The sequence below is a fragment of the Brevibacillus laterosporus genome (assembly GCA_007833815.1).
Taxonomy (GTDB): domain Bacteria; phylum Bacillota; class Bacilli; order Brevibacillales; family Brevibacillaceae; genus Brevibacillus_B; species Brevibacillus_B laterosporus_D.
Window position 1 is genome coordinate 4,263,490 of record CP033464.1, and the last position, 16,727, is coordinate 4,280,216.

Consider the following 16,727-nt stretch of genomic DNA (forward strand, 5'->3'; position numbering starts at 1 on the left):
CCCTTTCTATTGGCCTTGCGTACTAGTGCCCCACTCTTTCACGTACTTTTTCAAATCAGCCATTTTCACTGGCTCTTTAGGCAATTGTTCACGTGTGACTAATACAGGGTTTAAGCTTACTTTATCGGGTACTTGCTCACCGTTAAGCTTTTTAAACAAGTAACGTGCCTGTACCCGTCCAATATCAGAAGGGTCTACGGCTGCCGTTGCAACCCAAGGTGATGTCTGATCTTGAATCATCTGTAAATCTTCATCACTCATATCGATGCCATATACCTTAATTTCATTGCGGCCTGCTTGTTGAATTGCACGAGTTGCCCCTTTTGCAAATTCATCCCAAGCAGTCCAAACGGCTGTAATATCCCCCTTATTGGGATGTTGCTTTAAGATTGCTTCCATTTGTGCTTGTGTATCCAGAGCCGTATTTGCAGACGCCGAGCCAAATGCAGCAATTTCTTTCAAGCCCGGGTTTTTGTCCATAAATGCTTTATAAGCGATTTGGCGCCGTTCCATTGGAGTGAAACCGGCTACCCAAATCTTCACAATATTTCCTTTACCACCTACATCTTCTGACATTTTGTTTAATGTTTGTTCAGCCAACTTGATATCATCTTGCTCTACCACCGTTACTCCTGGAACATCTAACCCTGTATCAAAAGCAACAATTGGTGTTTTTTGGACCAATGCTTTTTGAACACCTGGTGTCAAGCTATCTGCTCGACCATGGTCTAGTAGAATGCCATCAAATTGTTGCGTAACTGCCGCGTCCAAATGTGAAGCCATTTTAGCAAGATCATTATCCCCACTCAACACGGTCAATTCTCCACCTAGCTTCTCCACTTCTTCTTTCACGCCAGCAATATATTGAGAAGAGAATGACCCGATATTAAATTGCACCACCAACGCAATTCTCTTTTTCTTTTCCGTTGTAGGTTGATTCCCTTTCGCTTCACTACCTGATGCTGTCACATTATCTGTTGGCGTTGCTTTTGTTGTGGATGCTGTCCCACAACCACTTAGTACGCTCCCTAATAAAAAGAAAATTGCGAATAAATAAACAACTGTTTTGTTGATTGTACCCCTCATATGTCTCTCCCCTTTTTACAATTTCTCTGTTGTGTGTGCAAAAATGTACAGTATGCGGCGGATCACTGAGCTGTGTACTACACGATGCAAAAAAGCCCCTTTTCCTAAGGAAAAGAGGCTTGTGTACATGAAGACCCACTACGCCTCTTATCTCTCAGGTTTCCCTGCAGGAGGTAGCACCTTGATGTCTTGTCATACAGACATTAGGTTGCCGGGCGTCATCGGGCCAGTCCCTCAGCCAACTCTTGATAAGAGAGTATTTTAAATTTTGTAACGTTTTTCTTAAGACAGATATTACACCTGTGGCCTAAACGATGTCAATAACTTATTTTGCTTCACCTTCAAATTTCTTAGAGCCGCCTGCGTATTTATAAATAAACACTTGGGCGTTTTTATTGTCACCTTTATCATCGAAAGAGACGTTTACGAATTGACCTTTAAAGTCCTGTGTTTTGTGAATTGCCTCTAACACTTGGGCGCGAGTTGGCTTTTTGTTGCCATTCGCTTTGGCAGCTTCCTCAATTCCGTTGATTGCTACCGCCATCGCATCATAGCCAAATGATGTAAAGATTCCTAACTTTTTGCCTGTAGAGCTTTCAAATTCTTGAATCCATTTCTTGCCGTCTTCTGTAGCCGCTACATCACCAACAGTGGAAGTAAACACGACACCCTCCGCTGCTGGTCCAGCAATTTTAAACATTTCAACGGAATCAAGACCATCTGCGCCCATAAACACACCAGTAAACCCTTTATCACGCAATTGTTTGATCAGAATACCTGCTTCTGCATAATAACCACCAAAGTAGATCATTTCAGGTTTTTTAGCCATCACCTGGTTCACAACTGCGCTGTAGTCTTTCTCTCCAGCAGTCAATCCTTCAAAGCCAACAACAGAAACACCATCTGTTTCAAATTGCTTTTTCACTTCTTGTGCTAGACCTTGACCATAGGCTTGTTTATCATGAATCAGCATCGCATTTTTCACATTCAAGGTATTCTTCGCATAAATAGCTGCCTTACTTCCTTGTTGGTCATCGCGTGCACAAATGCGGTGAGCTACTTTTTTACCACCCTCAGTAAAGTCTGGACCTGTTGTAGAAGGAGATACCATCACCAAACCAGCTTTTTCATAAGCCGTTACAGCAGACAAAGATGAACCAGTTGTCACATGACCCACAACCGCTAAGACGTTGTTGTCGTTAATCGCCATTTGCGCATTCACGACCCCTTGTTTTGGTTCTGCTTGGTCATCCAGCGGTTTTAATTCAACGTTAAAGCCTAAGTCTTTTAAATCTTTTTGCTTTAATTTCAGTGCATATTCAGCCCCTGCTTTAGCAGAATCTCCATAGTCAGAAGCAGATCCAGACAGAGGTCCAACCAGAGCTATAACAATTTTGTCACCACCTGCCGCTGTGCTTCCTCCTTCACCTCCGCCTTGTTGTTTTGTGCCACCTGAGCTTGCATTATTTCCTCCTGCACAACCTGATAAAGCTGCTCCAGCCAATAAGATAGAAGATACAAGTGCAAGCGATTTTTTATTTACTTTCATGAATTGTCCCTCTTTCATCATTCATCTTGGTTGAATGTTCTGAATTTTTTATGTTTTAAAAATAGATTTACGCTAAAATAAAACGATCTTCTGTAAAGGCCTCTCCGCCTCTCGCTTCCTCAAACGCTTCCAACAAATCTTTCGTTGTCATCTGCGATTTTATCTCTTGAGGAAGGTCCAGAATGATCTTCCCATCATGGAGCATTAATAACCGATTCCCCATATGTAGGGCCTGCTCCATGTTATGAGTAACCATGAGTGTAGTCAAATTGTTTTCTTCGACTACTTTTCGAGTCAGATCAACAATTAACTGAGCACGTTTTGGATCCAAGGCAGCCGTATGTTCATCCAACAATAGTAGTTTTGGGTTGGTAAACGTAGCCATCAACAAGCTAAGCGCCTGACGTTGTCCACCTGATAAAAAGCCAACCTTCGTTTTCAGACGATTTTCCAATCCTTGATCTAATACTGTTAATTTTTCTTGAAAAAAGGCCCGTTTTTTATTGTTTACACCAAGGGAAAGCGTTCGGCGATGACCACGGGAATAGGCAATAGCCAAATTTTCCTCAATCGTCATATGGGGAGCCGTGCCTGCCATTGGATCTTGAAACACACGACCAATCAGCGCTGCTCGCTTATGCTCGCCCTGTTTTGTTACATCTTGATTATCAATGAAAATATTTCCGGTGTCGGGGATAATACCGCCGGAAATCGTATTCATCAGAGTGGATTTTCCTGCACCATTGCTACCGATCACTGTCACGAAATCACCATGTGCTAGCTTTAAGTTAATGTTGGTAAGCGCAATTTTTTCATTCACAGTACCTTGGTTAAATACTCTGCCTACATTGGTTATCTCTAACATGGTCGTTATCCCCCTTTCACCGTTTTTCCAATTTTCCAGACGCCCTTCATCATGTTTGGCAGAATTAAGGCAACGATTACAATAATCGCTGTTATTAGCTTCATATCGGATGCAAGGAAACCTGCACGTAGGGCAAAAGCGATAACCAATCGATACACAATCGAACCCAGAATAACTGCAAGCGTAAGTCGCATGATGCTCTTTGTCCCAAACAGTACCTCTCCAATAATGACGGAAGCAAGTCCAATGACGATCATTCCGATCCCCATTCCTACATCTGCAAAACCTTGATATTGTGCCACCAAAGCCCCAGACGCCGCTACAAGTGCATTTGATAACGCCAGACCTATAATGGTAGTCGTATCTGTATTAGCACCAAAGCTCCGAATCATCCTATCATTATCACCTGTAGCTCGAATGTCTAGCCCCAAATCCGTATGCAAAAACCAATCAATGATCAATTTTAGGATTATGACCATGATTAGAAAAACGATAGTGCTCGTCAGTGAAACACCATAGATTTGAAAGTCAAAAATCGAAACCTCTTGGGCTTTCGTGTAAAGTGTCTCTTCACGCAAAAGTGGTAGGTTCGACTTTTTGCCCATGATTCGGAGATTGATTGAATATAGGGCAATCATGGTTAAAATTCCCGCCAGAAGCCCATTAATTTTTCCTTTTGTCGTCAGAATACCAGTAAATGCTCCTGCAATCGCGCCACCCACCATTGCAATCAGGGTTGCCAGAAACGGATTCATCCCGTCTATGATAAATGTAGCTGCGATAGCTCCTCCCATGGCAAAACTTCCGTCCACCGTCAAATCAGGAAAATTCAGAATTCGAAAGGTTAAAAAGACGCCCAGCACCATGACTGCGAAGAGCAGACCTTGTTCAATTGCGCCAATGATTGCAATGGTCATTGGTTCCTCCTCTTGGTTCTTATGTCATTTTCCTACTGGTCAAACGTTTGTGCGGCTTGGTCTAATAAATCTTTTGGTAATGTTATTCCCATTTTTTCCGCAGCCTTTTTATTGATGACCAGCTTCATTTCTTTTTGAGACTCGATAGGCATTTCACCTACCTTGCTCTCTCCCTTGAGAATTTTAGCACCCATATCTCCGGTTTGGGCACCAAGCAAGCTGTAGTCAATACCAAAAGTTGTAATCGCTCCACTCTTTACGGAATTCTCTTCCCCCGCAACCACAGGGATTTTTTGCGCTTCCGCTACACTTACAACAGCTGATATGGAAGCTACTACCATGTTATCTGTCGGTACATAGAAGGAATCTACTTTACCTATCATGGATTCCGCCGCTTGTTTTACCTCTGTCGGGTTTGTTATGGCAGCTTCTGTAATCGTTAAACCTAATTTTCCAGCTACCTCTTTAGCTTTATCTACTTGCACTTTGGAATTAACTTCCCCAGCGTTATAAATTACGCCTACATTTTTCGCATCTGCTTTTAATTTTTTAATCAAAGATAATTGCTCTTCTACGGGGTTCATGTCTGTGGTACCTGATACATTGCCACCTGGTTTATCCATTGATTTAACTAATCCGGCGGATACTGGATCTGTCACCGCTGTAAAAAGGATAGGGATATCTGTGGTAGTTTGTGCCGCAGCTTGGACAGCTGGGGTGCCAATGGCAAGAATGAGGTCAACCTTGTCACCAGCGAATTTTTTGGCAATTTGAATCGCTGTATCCATATTCCCTTGCGCAGATTGAAGATCATACTTCACAGTTTTGTCTTCTTCAAAACCGTTTGCTTTCATTTTGGCTATAAAACCGTCCTTCGCTGCATCCAAAGCAGGATGTTCGATTATTTGGACAATTCCGACTTTTAAAAATTTTGTTTCAGTCTCTTGAGGTGTAGCAACAGAACCACTTTGGTTATTAGCTGGTGCTGTGCTTGTCTGACTACATGCCGTTGCAATCAGAAGCATTAGTGTTGTTAGTATACCCAAAATGAACTTTGCCTTCCTTGTTTTACCTTTCACACAGAATCCCCCTTCTACTTTCTAAAAATATCTATACAGTAAAACTATGTTACCATTAATCAATGGTTTTTTGAAGAGTACGAAAATTATTTTATCGGACATTAGCCCGATTACTAGATAAATATAGTACATGATTGTATCCAAGAATATAGGTCAGGTACGGATTCGAAGGCATATTTTCGAGCTACTTCTCTATCACGCTGGTAAATAATGAGACATGGGACACTAGTAATTTGCCATTCTTGTGCTAGCTTTTTATGAATATTAATATTAGCTCGATAAAACATTACCTCCGAAAAGAGTTGCTCTAACAATGTAACCATTTGACTAGCGATTTGACAGGTACCACACAGCGGCGTATACAGATAGAATACCGAGTATTCTGCCTGTAATAGGTCTTCCTGAATTATTTTTTTGTAATCTGTTATCTCATGCATATAATTTCTCCCCCTTCCCTTACAAAGGTAGTTCGTAACTACACACTAATAGGTATAGCTTGGCTGATGAAGGATGGATAGGCAAGGAACAACGAATGTTTGTGACAAGACAAGCCATACTATGGGTCAGATCAGTTTTGTGTAGAAAGGAGGTAGCACCATGTCCAAACATAACAATACGACTAAACGTCCAACGACTGCTTCTGCTGGATCACGCAGCACTCCACCAAAAACAGGGGAAAATACGACTCATAACAATTCTAGATAACATCTTACTTCATGAGCAGGTAGCTTTGCCAGGCCTTCGCTAACAAATCCTGTCTCCCCTCTTCTTATAGTTACGACTCTTATAGATTGACACCCTGCAAAAAAGCACTCTTTGGTGAGTGCTTTTTCTTATCTACGTTCGAGATATGAGTTCCTGTAGCTTTTGGTTGCGAACAGCACGCTCGCTCTCTCCTGCCAAATCGTACTTTTTAAGTGCATGGAACAGTTCGTTCAAAGTCGATTGTGACAGCTCCTTTTGCAAAAAGGACTGAATCTGATCTGCTAATGATTGTGGCAAATAGACCTGTTGATCCGCCCATTTTTGCAAGACGTCTGCCTGACTGTGATCCAGCTTGCACTCCCCCATTTTCACTACCTCCTTTCGGTGTTTCTATTCTTACCATAACCTGTTTTTGACCAAGCTTCCATCTTTTTGGGCGCAAAAACTTTATCTCCGTCAATAACCATCCACCCACTCGTGTCATATGAATATAGGGCAGAGACAAAGGAGGGTGATATGAATGTCAAGTATCTTTGGTGGTAATGGTTGTGGCGATTTCTCTTGTATCCTCGTGTTGTTCATTCTTTTAGTGATTATCAGTTGCTGCTTGGACTGCGGCTCCCGCTGCTAGGCAATGAAACACTAGAGTAGGAAATAGCCAACATTCCTAACCAACATTCCATAATAACCAGCAATCATGACAGACTTATATAAAGCGCTACTACTAGTAGGTCATATGACGGTGTTTCCTAAGTGAGTTAGATCAACATCTCTATATCTGATTCACAAACAGAGTAAAAAGACGCCAAATACACAGGCGTCTTTTTGCATGATATCCACAAGACTATTCTATTCCCTCTGAAGCCTTTTCAAACTGGCGTAGCTCTATTCGCCTGATTTTTCCGGAAGTAGTTTTTGGCAACTCACTGACAAACTGAATTTTACGTGGATATTTATAAGGAGCGGTCAAGCTTTTTACATGCACTTGCAACTGTTTAATTAGATCATCTGAAGCTTCCACTCCTTGTTTTAATACAACGAATGCTTTTACAATTTGGCCTCGGTCGGGATCTGGACTACCCACCGCAGCACATTCAGCCACTGCCTGATGCTTTACTAAAGCATCTTCTACTTCAAAAGGTCCAATGGTATAGCCAGCCGAAATAATAATGTCGTCAGAACGACCCTCAAACCAAATATAACCTTCTTCATCCTGACGCCCTTGATCCCCCGTCACGTACCAGTCACCGCGAAAAGCACGCTGTGTCCGCTCTGGGTCGTTCAAATAGCCCTTAAATAAGGCAATCATGTCCCGATCTACTGCAATATCGCCCACTTGCCCTGTTTCCATTTCATTGCCTTCCTCATCGATAATTGCAATTCGCACGACAGGAGAAGGTCGTCCCATCGAACCTGGTCGTGGTTCTACACCAACAAATGTACCAACCAACAAGGTATTTTCTGTTTGCCCGTATCCATCCCGTACAGTCAGGTTAAAGGTACGGCGGAACGTATCGATTACTTCACGGTTTAACGGCTCACCTGCTGAGCAAGCGGAGCGCAAAGCTTTGAGTTTATAGCTTTCCAGATCTGGCATTTTAGCTATTAATCGATATTCCGTCGGGGTGGCGCACATCACCGAAATTGGGTATTTTTGTAATAAAGATAAGTAGGTATCAGGTCCAAATTTCCCCTTGTAGACAAAAGCGGTTGCCCCTTTACCCAAAGTGGATACAAACGGACTCCACACCCATTTTGCCCATCCAGGACCCGCTGTTGCCCAAACCATATCATTCTCCTGAACATCAAGCCAGTATGTAGCCGCCACAGCCAAATGAGCGAACGGCCAACCGTGCACATGCATGACACCTTTTGGACCGCCAGTCGTTCCAGACGTATAGGATAAAAAGGCAAGTTCATCCGAGCCAGTATCCACAGTCTCAGCTTCTTCTGATACTCCCTCAAGAATATCAGATAGCTCCTGCCAGCCTGGCCTCCGCTCCCCTACGGAAATAAAATAAGCCAGTGACTCACACTCGCTTCGAATACCCTCCATTTCCGACAACAGTTCTTTAGTAGCAATGATTGCCTTAGCTTCTGCATGATTGGCACGATATGCAATATCCTTGCCTCTTAGCATTTCGGAGCCAGGCATCACGACAACACCCATTTTTAACAGAGCTAAATAAATACCATATGCTTCTATCCCACGTGGCACCAATACGAGCACTTTATCATAGCGAGCAATCCCACAGCGCAAGAAAGCGTTCACAAGTTTATTCATGTAAATGCGTAATTGTTCATAGGAGAGCATTTCTTCTTTACCATCTTCTGACACTATCACCAGTGCAGCTTTTTCTGGATGCAAAAGAGCATACCTCTCTACTTCAGCTGCAAAGTTATACAGTGGTGGAATCTCAAGCTCCCCATTTTCTCTAAGTTTATCTGTTGACATGATAAACTCCTCCCTCAGATGTATTTGTTCATTAGTAAGCAATTCTATTTATTTTCTGAAAATTCCTTTTTATAAGACGAATTTTTAAATATCCCGTTTGATTGCATAAACTACCAAATGATAATGGTCACGTCAGAAAAAGCAGACAGGAGTTTTGGCTCCTTGCCTGCTTTTTCTGGTTTCTGGGTTTAGTTATTCTCGTTTCCACTTGCTTCTTCTTGATGTCCTTTTATTTCTTCTCTTCTGGATAAATCCACTTTTCCGGTTCGCGAATTATAGACAGCTCATTAAACGCTCGATAGTAAGCAGTATAGCTTTTATTCGCTTTTTGATACTCTACTTGATAAATCGTGTTACCCTTATTACTTTTGTCAAAAGGGCTTTTTTCTAACGGTATCACAGCAGCAGAAGTAAACTGTCCACCTTGCTGGGCAATAGCCTGCTTAATCGTTTCTAGATTCGCATCTTTTGCTTGTCTGAATCCGAAGAAAGCCGCAACAACCGCTAGTACGCTTACAACCAAAAATCCGATGATCAACAGTTTCGATTTCCTTGTACTGTCCATCCGGCTCCTCCTTGCGACTAAGCTTGTGTGCCAGCTTTTGCCGCTTCCTTCGCATCTATATATACCTTATCAATGGTGCCGCCACCCAAACATGCTTCTCCTTGGTAAAATACGACCGCTTGCCCAGGAGTTACTGCTTTTTGTGGTTCTTTAAAATCGACTTTGTACGTATCACCCTCTATACGACAAACCGTAACCTGTTGATCCGGCTGACGATAGCGGAATTTAGCCATGCAGGTAAAAACATCTTCTTTTGACTCGTCGCTTACCCACTTCACCTGTTCTGCGATGAGATAAGAAGAGTAGAGCCAAGGGTGGTTAGAGCCTTGTCCCACAATTAGAGCGTTTCTTTCTAAATCTTTATCAACCACAAACCATGGTAATCCTTCTCCTGCTCCTCCACCAATTCCAAGACCTTGTCGTTGTCCTAACGTGTAGTACATTAAGCCATCATGGCTACCGATAACCTCACCATCTGTTGTTTCAATCGTACCTGGTTTAGCAGGCAGATAGTTTTGTAGAAACTCACGGAAATTACGTTCTCCAATAAAACAGATACCTGTGCTATCCTTTTTCTTAGCTGTAGCAAGACCTGCTCGATCGGCAATCTCACGCACTTGCTTTTTTGGTAAATGTCCAATCGGAAACAAGGTTTTAGCTAGTTGATTTTGACCCAATTGATTTAAAAAGTAGGTCTGATCTTTGTTTTCATCGACGCCTCTTAGCAATTTATATTCACCATCACGTAGTTCCACACGCGCATAGTGGCCAGTTGCTACGTAGTCCGCCCCCAAGTCCATCACTTTGTTTAAGAATTCACCGAACTTAATCTCTCGGTTGCACATCACATCTGGATTTGGAGTACGTCCACTTTTGTATTCATCTAAGAAATAAGAGAATACCTTGTCCATATATTCCTTCTCAAAATTAACTGTATAGTAAGGGATACCGATCTGATCACATACGCGGCGCACATCATGATAATCTTCTTCCGCCGTACAATGACCAAATTCGTCTGTATCGTCCCAGTTTTTCATGAAGATGCCGATTACGTCGTAGCCCTGTTCCTTCAGAAGCAAAGCGGTCACGGAAGAATCGACCCCACCGGACATCCCGACAACGACACGTGTATCTTCAGGTTTTTTCATGTTAAATCCCCTCTCTGCACCAACAAGCTTCCTAATCAATTCATAGTTGATATTCACAATTAGAACGATTGAAAATAAGTCCATTATACTAAAGTTCAAAGGGAAAGGGAAATGGTAGGCAAAATAAGCTACTCTATGCAAAAAGACCGTCGTGCACTCGGCACTAACGGTCAGACAATCAACGTGAAATATTGATATTCTTATTGCAGTTCGTCTTCAACCTCCGAGCTAAATGCGTCTAAGCTCTCTTCTCGACGAGCATTTTTATTTTCTAGGTTTGTGCGATCATTGTTGGAGATTTCGTTCTCATGCGATTGTAGGTAATCTTTTGTCTCGCTGATGTTTTGCTGCGTGTTTTCAATCATTTTCTTTAGTTTTGCGACATTATCGGAACGATCGTCTGGTTTTGCCATGTTAGTTTTCCTCCTAATTATGCTACTGTGATATTATTTATTTTTTTCCAAAAAGGAGATTTTATGCACATTGACATTTACTAACTTTCCATGCCCATCAACTTCGTGAATGTCTTACTATCATGTATGGATACCGTTCTGTTCTGGCTAGTAGGCTCTCTAGCTGGGAGAACAATGGAGCATCTTCTATCATTACTACCCTATTTTGTGCTGGCGATGGGTATAATCGAATCATGATAAGCCCCTTTCCTCGCCTAGATTGGCGTTAGGAAGAGGATTATTTTTATGTACCTCATGACTATACAGATTCGTTGGCAGCTTTAACCCAAGACAAGCGTCTCTCATTGGCCACACTATAATTGTAGTAATAGAGACAGCTCGCTCCCTCTTCTACCGCAGTCTTCACCTTTTCTACCAGGGCTCCTTTTGATTTAACCCGTTGATGATGCAAAGAGAGTGCAGCACCAATCTCTTGGTGAGCATCATGTAATCGTAAATTTTGAACTCCATATCTCAGGGAGTCAGCCTGATCTCCATACATCAATGGAACAAAGCGATCCACAAAAGGAGCAATGTGACGTAACGACACTCCCTCCCAGAAAGACTGGTTTACAGAAAACGGGGTAGAAGACGGAATATAATCCACTTTTACCTGATAACGTCCAGCGATTTCATGCAAGCTACCAACTAGGTCTGTAATGGTTTGTTCACGGGATTGTTGGTATGCATACAATTCAGGATAGGAAAGCATCAGATATGCAATTTGGCTACCTTCCTCTGGGAGTGGACCATAATCTTGGACTAGCATCGGTTTAAGCAAGCGTTTGGACAGCTCCTGCACGTCGTCTCCATCAATGCCTCGCTCTGTTGCAATTTGTTTACATGCTGGGCAGAAACAAAGCGAAAGTAACCATTGGGCTGCTTCACCTACATGCAACAGATTAATCTCATGATGGCCGCCATGCTTCATCGTCATAAAAGCAGCTGCTTCTACAATAATCCGCTCCGGTTGAACATGAGATAACGTATCCTCAAATAAGGCCCTTATGTACTCCTTTACGTCGGGCTGGGCTGGACACAAATTATATGTAAACGTATCCTTCCATACATTCTGAACGCACAATTCAGGAAATTGACTACCTATTGCAGAATTATGCACCCCTACCCACCAGGTGTGAAAATGCATGTTCTGCTCCTGACACGCTTCCTTCATACGTGGAAATAACTCCTCTTTAGCCATCGACCGATGTATGACAGGCTGTATTCGACCATAGCGGGTCGGATCAGGACGGAAAAATATGCCTGCGTGTGGTACTTGAAGAAGCTGCTCTGCTTGCGGTTGAAAAAATCGCCCCTGATGGTAACTGCTATTCATCACCACCGTATTGCACCCAACTCTTTGCATATCAGATAGAACGCGCTTTGTCCCCACTTCATGAACCGTCCATGCATACATAAACATCCCTTTTTCTAATGAAGTAGCCACACTTCAACCCCCATTTCGCTGATGTTCTCACGCTTTGACTTGCAAGGCTTCACATCATTACAATTGTTCTTGTTGTAATGCTAACAAACGCAGAAAATGCACGTCTCGCTTGTGTGTTTCTCGTAATACTTCTTCATCTGTATAGTCGAATAATCCTTTTCCTGTCTTAACCCCAAGTTCTCCCGCTTCGACATGTTGCCTGATTATGCCTGGAGTTTTCTCCTCCTTACTTAGAACGGGAGCTAAATTCTGCATGACTCGCATCCAAGTATCTAACCCGCCAAAGTCGACGGTCTGCATGGGTCCAATCTTGGACCATCTAAAGCCTGGACCAGCCGTTACAGCGGTATCAATCGCTCTTGCGTCCGCCACTCCTTCTTCTACCAGATGAAAGGCTTCACGTATCAGGGCAGCCTGTAGCCGGTTAGCAATAAAGCCGGGCACTTCTTTTTGCAACAGAATAGGTTCTTTACCGATACGTGTCATTACTTCCATTACAGTTGAAATTGCGTGATCAGTCGTTCGTTCATGTTTGACAATTTCCACTAACGGGACAATCTGCGGTGGATTAAAAAAATGTGTAATCACCATGCGCTCTGGATGCTGAACGCGGGCTGCTAATTGAGATAGCGGAATCGTGGATGTATTAGAAGCAATAATAATGTCCTCATCAACAATGGCTTCTATATCCGCAAATAACTTCCATTTTAGCTCTAGAATTTCTGGAATCGCTTCCGTAATTAGCTCCACAGAGTTAAGTGCCTCAGATAAATTAGTGGTTACTCGCAGGTTCGCCCAAGTATTCTCCTTGTGTTCCTCGTCCCAAACCCCCTCCTGTATAAAAAGACTCATGCTCGTCTCCAGCATGTTCTTCGCTTTTTGAAGCATTTGTTCATCTGGATCATATAAGTTAACTTGTATCCCAGCGCCGGCATATGCTTGGGCGATACCGTGCCCCATTACGCCTGCTCCGATGACTGCTACTCTTTTCACCATATGCAAGTCCCCCTCTCTTCTTTCATTGTAAAAAAGAATCTCTTATCAGGGAATGATTTGCTTGAATCTTCACAAAACGGTTGTATATGTAAATAGGTGGATATATGATTATCCATATCAGAAATGATAATTATAAAAATGTATGGCGATAGAGGAGGATTACTTTGTACGCACAAATGAAAGTCAGATTAGGACTATTAAGCGTCTCTCATTTTGCTAATGACTTTTTTAATGGTGTTCTTGTAGCCATTTTACCTTTATTACATCTTTATTATGGACTTACTTACACCCAAATGAGCCTGCTCGTACTAGTCAATAATCTATTTGGCGGGTTCTTTCAACCGTTTCTCGCATTATTCTCAGACCGGCGAGAAAAACCATGGTTCATGCCTCTAGGATTCCTCATGCTGGGCACTGGGATTTACGCCATTTCATGGAATGGCAATTTTTTTTGGTTATTATTCGCAGTAATGGTCGCTTCTCTCGGATCAGCTGCCTACCACCCTGACGCCAACAAATGCGTTCATCAACTACCAGGCTTACAACGTGGAACCATTCAATCAGTCTTTCAAATTGGTGGGAATGCAGGAATGGCCTTGGCCCCGCTTAGCTTATGGTTCCTATCCCTGACAGGTCTTGGTGGAACGGTCTGGCTGTATAGCATCGCAATGGTGTTTGCTTGTGTCTTTTTCCTGTTTGCTAAGAAAAGTGGAACCTTACAAAAGAAAAATAAACAACCAGAAGCTACGGAAAAACCACCCATTAAACCTGGACTAATAGCTTTAATTACAGTGATCGCCTGCAGAACCTTATCCAATGCGGGAATCGTCATGTTTTTTCCCCTTTTTCTAATTGCTACTTATGGCATTAAAGAAGCAGATGTGTGGGTCTACAGCTTTCTTTTCTTACTGGGCGGTGCAATTGGTACGCTAGCTGGAGGGCCACTAGGTGATCGCTTTGGCATGCGTCGAGTCATCCAATTGTCCCTAATCCTTAGTGCACCGCTTGCCTTGCTTCTCCCTTGGCTGAATGGTTTTACAGCAATGCTTCTGCTGTTTATGCTCGGACTAGTGTTAATGTCTACCTTCTCGGTGGCTGTTGTATTTGCCCAAGATTTAATGCCTAAGCGTGCCGGAATGGCTTCTAGTCTCGTCATTGGATTTACAGGTGGTCTGTCAGGCATCTGCTTGTTGCTGTTGGGAATCCTAGCTGACCGAGTTGGCCTATTTCCTATTTTGTGTGTGGTCGTTGTAATGCCTGCTATTGGAGCGTTGCTGTGCTTCTTGTTACCCCACGATAGAAAAAGGGAACAGATCACAAGCATGTGAGTACTATTCTAAACCACTTTCTATCCGTAACGCTGATACAATTTCTCCAACTTTTTTGGGATGAGAAATAGGAAATTGATGGGGCAGCTCAAGCATTGTAAGCCCGATATTCGCTACAAGTAGCTGCTGCTCCATCTTTTTTGACAAACCATACATTTTATCCTGGGCACCCCAAAATATGCACCGGAACAATTGATAGGCTTCTGCACGTTTATCAGGTGGGCAAGTACTTCCGCATTTGTCTTTCTGATGCGTGGAGAAAACAGACTGGCACGTATTTTCTTCAGAGCATCAGGCGGAATTTGTTCCTTGTTTTCATAAATACCTTGGGCTCTTTAGCAAGTTCAGCAAAAATGATTTGGATACGCACCTTTTCTATTTAGTACTAAATAATTCCTGTAAAATGCTTACATAAAGATGTTAAGATGGTTTTATTTTTTCTCTACTGACTGCTTATTATAGCAATGGCAATCTACAACATGATCATTTACCATTCCAACCGCTTGCATGAATGCATAACAGATCGTAGAACCGACAAACTTAAACCCACGCTTCTTCATATCCTTACTCAGCTTATCACTAATTTCTGTAGATACAGGAACGTCTTGTAGACTTGAAGGATGATTTTGAATCGGCTCGCCATCTACAAATGACCATACGTATGTGCTAAACGATCCAAATTCCTCCACAACAGCAAGATAAGCTTTGGCATTGGTAATAACCGAGTGAATTTTAAGCTTATTTCTCACAATTCCTTCGTTATTCAGTAGCTCTGCTATTTTCTTTTCATCGTAGGCTATAATTTTGTATGGATCGAACTGATCAAAGGCTAAGCGGTAGTTTTCTCTTTTTTTCAAGATTGTGTACCAACTAAGCCCTGCTTGAGCGCCTTCCAAATTAATATATTCAAAGAGTAACCGGTCATCATAGACTGGTACTCCCCATTCATTATCATGATAATCTATATATAAGGGATCTTGATTTACCCAGCCGCATCTATTCATTTTGATATCCTCCTCAACCACTTACGAACAAACGTTCCTTTTTTAGTAAATCTATCATATCGAACCTTAACCTGTTACGCAAGAGATAATGGTAAAAAAGCACCTTTGCTCAAGATAAGCAAAGGTGCTCTTTTTATAGCCTAACCTACTAATGTTTTTCTACTCAATCACTGCAATCGCTTCAATTTCTACTAGTGCACCTTTGGGCAAGGCAGCTACTTGTACGCAACTACGTGCAGGAGCATCTTGTTGAAAATATATATGGTAGGCTTCATTCACTTTAGCAAAGTCGTTCAAATCCTGAACGAATACAGTTGTTTTCACTACATTTTCTAGGCTTGTTCCAGCCTCTTCTAAGATAGCTTGCAGATTTTTTAGCGCTTGATGAGTCTGTTCTTCCACCGTTTCAAATAGCTCTGCCGTTCCTGGCTTAAAACCTAATTGACCTGAAGTATAAACCATGCCATTTACTTTAATAGCTTGTGAGTATGGTCCGATTGCTTGAGGTGCTTTCTCGGTATGAATTACTTGTCTTTTCATTAATGATCCTCCCCTTTGTTCTCTACTCTACGATTATTTTGCTACATTCCCCACTATATTTAGCACATACCATGTTCGTAAAAACGGTGGAGAGTAGCATAGATAAAGCATTCCTTACTCTTCTGTTGTCATCTTGTTGTGAATAGCTGCTGCCAGTACATCAACTCGCAAGACAGAGCCTTGTTTTCCAATAATTTGCCCATCAAGAATGACCCTTGTCTCTGCATCATAAATCAGTTTCACATGGATGTCTACCTGACCTGGATAATAATTGGTCTGATTTTTATCCTGTACAACCCGCCACCAATGACCACTACTCGCTTGTAATCAGAACTCATTTCCATTTCTTTTAAGGCTAGCCCATCTTGCAAACTTTTTATCGTGAAAATGTTCACAAGGTTTTTGTTATCAAACGGGGGGACAACGGCATACGCTCCCGTAGCAATCATAACCTTGTCATATTGATCATCGAACTCCTGCTCGGTTGTTGTCTGTACCTGAATAACTACCACCCTACCAGTCGACGTAAAAAAAGATGACCCCAAATGAATATTGGAGTCACCTTCTCAGTGCATAGGTTCTTTTAATGGT

At 42.3% G+C, this 16,727-nt stretch carries 17 protein-coding genes, 1 pseudogene and 1 riboswitch; of the genes and pseudogenes, 2 read left to right on the forward strand and 16 right to left on the reverse strand.

What is annotated here, in order from left to right; genetic code table 11:
- Positions 1-6: 6 nt before the first annotated feature.
- From EEL30_20645 to EEL30_20675, 7 genes are all read right to left on the reverse strand, one after another.
- Positions 7-1,086, reverse strand: a complete 1,080-nt coding sequence (locus tag EEL30_20645) for a LacI family transcriptional regulator (protein QDX94480.1) — start codon at positions 1,084-1,086, stop codon at positions 7-9.
- 144 nt (positions 1,087-1,230) lie between these two features.
- Positions 1,231-1,341, reverse strand: a riboswitch (SAM riboswitch).
- A gap of 70 nt (positions 1,342-1,411) precedes the next feature.
- Complete coding sequence (locus EEL30_20650) at positions 1,412-2,635, reverse strand: branched-chain amino acid ABC transporter substrate-binding protein (protein QDX94481.1); 1,224 nt, start codon at positions 2,633-2,635, stop codon at positions 1,412-1,414.
- Between the two features lie 67 nt (positions 2,636-2,702).
- Positions 2,703-3,500 carry an ABC transporter ATP-binding protein gene (locus EEL30_20655; protein ID QDX94482.1) on the reverse strand — a complete coding sequence of 266 codons (798 nt, stop codon included), beginning with the start codon at positions 3,498-3,500 and terminating at the stop codon, positions 2,703-2,705.
- A gap of 5 nt (positions 3,501-3,505) precedes the next feature.
- On the reverse strand, positions 3,506-4,417 hold the full coding sequence (locus EEL30_20660) for an ABC transporter permease (protein QDX94483.1): 912 nt from the start codon (positions 4,415-4,417) through the stop codon (positions 3,506-3,508).
- A 32-nt stretch (positions 4,418-4,449) separates the two neighbouring features.
- Complete coding sequence (locus EEL30_20665) at positions 4,450-5,496, reverse strand: ABC transporter substrate-binding protein (GenBank protein ID QDX94484.1); 1,047 nt, start codon at positions 5,494-5,496, stop codon at positions 4,450-4,452.
- A 113-nt stretch (positions 5,497-5,609) separates the two neighbouring features.
- A complete protein-coding gene (locus EEL30_20670) occupies positions 5,610-5,933 on the reverse strand; it encodes a thioredoxin (protein ID QDX94485.1) in 324 nt (107 codons plus the stop codon).
- A 400-nt stretch (positions 5,934-6,333) separates the two neighbouring features.
- Positions 6,334-6,567: a group-specific protein gene (locus EEL30_20675; GenBank protein QDX94486.1), complete on the reverse strand. Its 234-nt coding sequence runs from the start codon at positions 6,565-6,567 to the stop codon at positions 6,334-6,336.
- A gap of 154 nt (positions 6,568-6,721) precedes the next feature.
- Between EEL30_20675 and EEL30_20680 the strand changes: the two genes are divergently transcribed.
- Positions 6,722-6,832, forward strand: coding sequence for a YjcZ family sporulation protein (locus EEL30_20680; protein QDX94487.1), 111 nt, complete (start codon positions 6,722-6,724; stop codon positions 6,830-6,832).
- A gap of 213 nt (positions 6,833-7,045) precedes the next feature.
- Here EEL30_20680 and EEL30_20685 read toward each other — a convergent pair whose 3' ends face one another.
- The 6 genes from EEL30_20685 to EEL30_20710 all read right to left on the reverse strand — a co-directional run bounded on the left by EEL30_20685 (position 7,046) and on the right by EEL30_20710 (position 13,264).
- Entirely contained in the window at positions 7,046-8,656 is a 1,611-nt protein-coding gene (locus EEL30_20685) for an acyl--CoA ligase (protein QDX94488.1), read from the reverse strand.
- Positions 8,657-8,885: 229 nt separating this feature from the next.
- Positions 8,886-9,221 (reverse strand): hypothetical protein, encoded by a 336-nt coding sequence (locus EEL30_20690; protein QDX94489.1) that lies wholly within the window; start codon positions 9,219-9,221, stop codon positions 8,886-8,888.
- 17 nt (positions 9,222-9,238) lie between these two features.
- Complete coding sequence (gene mnmA / locus EEL30_20695) at positions 9,239-10,369, reverse strand: tRNA 2-thiouridine(34) synthase MnmA (protein ID QDX94490.1); 1,131 nt, start codon at positions 10,367-10,369, stop codon at positions 9,239-9,241.
- Positions 10,370-10,569: 200 nt separating this feature from the next.
- Positions 10,570-10,782, reverse strand: a complete 213-nt coding sequence (gene tlp / locus EEL30_20700) for a small acid-soluble spore protein Tlp (protein ID QDX94491.1) — start codon at positions 10,780-10,782, stop codon at positions 10,570-10,572.
- A 298-nt stretch (positions 10,783-11,080) separates the two neighbouring features.
- Complete coding sequence (locus EEL30_20705) at positions 11,081-12,238, reverse strand: hypothetical protein (protein QDX95840.1); 1,158 nt, start codon at positions 12,236-12,238, stop codon at positions 11,081-11,083.
- A gap of 87 nt (positions 12,239-12,325) precedes the next feature.
- Positions 12,326-13,264, reverse strand: a complete 939-nt coding sequence (locus tag EEL30_20710) for a 3-hydroxyacyl-CoA dehydrogenase family protein (GenBank protein ID QDX94492.1) — start codon at positions 13,262-13,264, stop codon at positions 12,326-12,328.
- A gap of 164 nt (positions 13,265-13,428) precedes the next feature.
- On the opposite strand from EEL30_20710, the gene EEL30_20715 reads away from it, so the two are divergent.
- Positions 13,429-14,592 carry an MFS transporter gene (locus EEL30_20715; GenBank protein QDX94493.1) on the forward strand — a complete coding sequence of 388 codons (1,164 nt, stop codon included), beginning with the start codon at positions 13,429-13,431 and terminating at the stop codon, positions 14,590-14,592.
- A gap of 431 nt (positions 14,593-15,023) precedes the next feature.
- On the opposite strand, the gene tag is transcribed toward EEL30_20715, so the two are convergent.
- The 3 genes and pseudogenes from tag to EEL30_20730 all read right to left on the reverse strand — a co-directional run bounded on the left by tag (position 15,024) and on the right by EEL30_20730 (position 16,639).
- Complete coding sequence (gene tag, locus EEL30_20720; protein QDX94494.1) at positions 15,024-15,596, reverse strand: DNA-3-methyladenine glycosylase I; 573 nt, start codon at positions 15,594-15,596, stop codon at positions 15,024-15,026.
- A gap of 159 nt (positions 15,597-15,755) precedes the next feature.
- Positions 15,756-16,136 (reverse strand): RidA family protein, encoded by a 381-nt coding sequence (locus EEL30_20725; protein QDX94495.1) that lies wholly within the window; start codon positions 16,134-16,136, stop codon positions 15,756-15,758.
- 33 nt (positions 16,137-16,169) lie between these two features.
- Positions 16,170-16,639 (reverse strand): annotated as a pseudogene (locus tag EEL30_20730) (hypothetical protein).
- Positions 16,640-16,727: the final 88 nt, after the last annotated feature.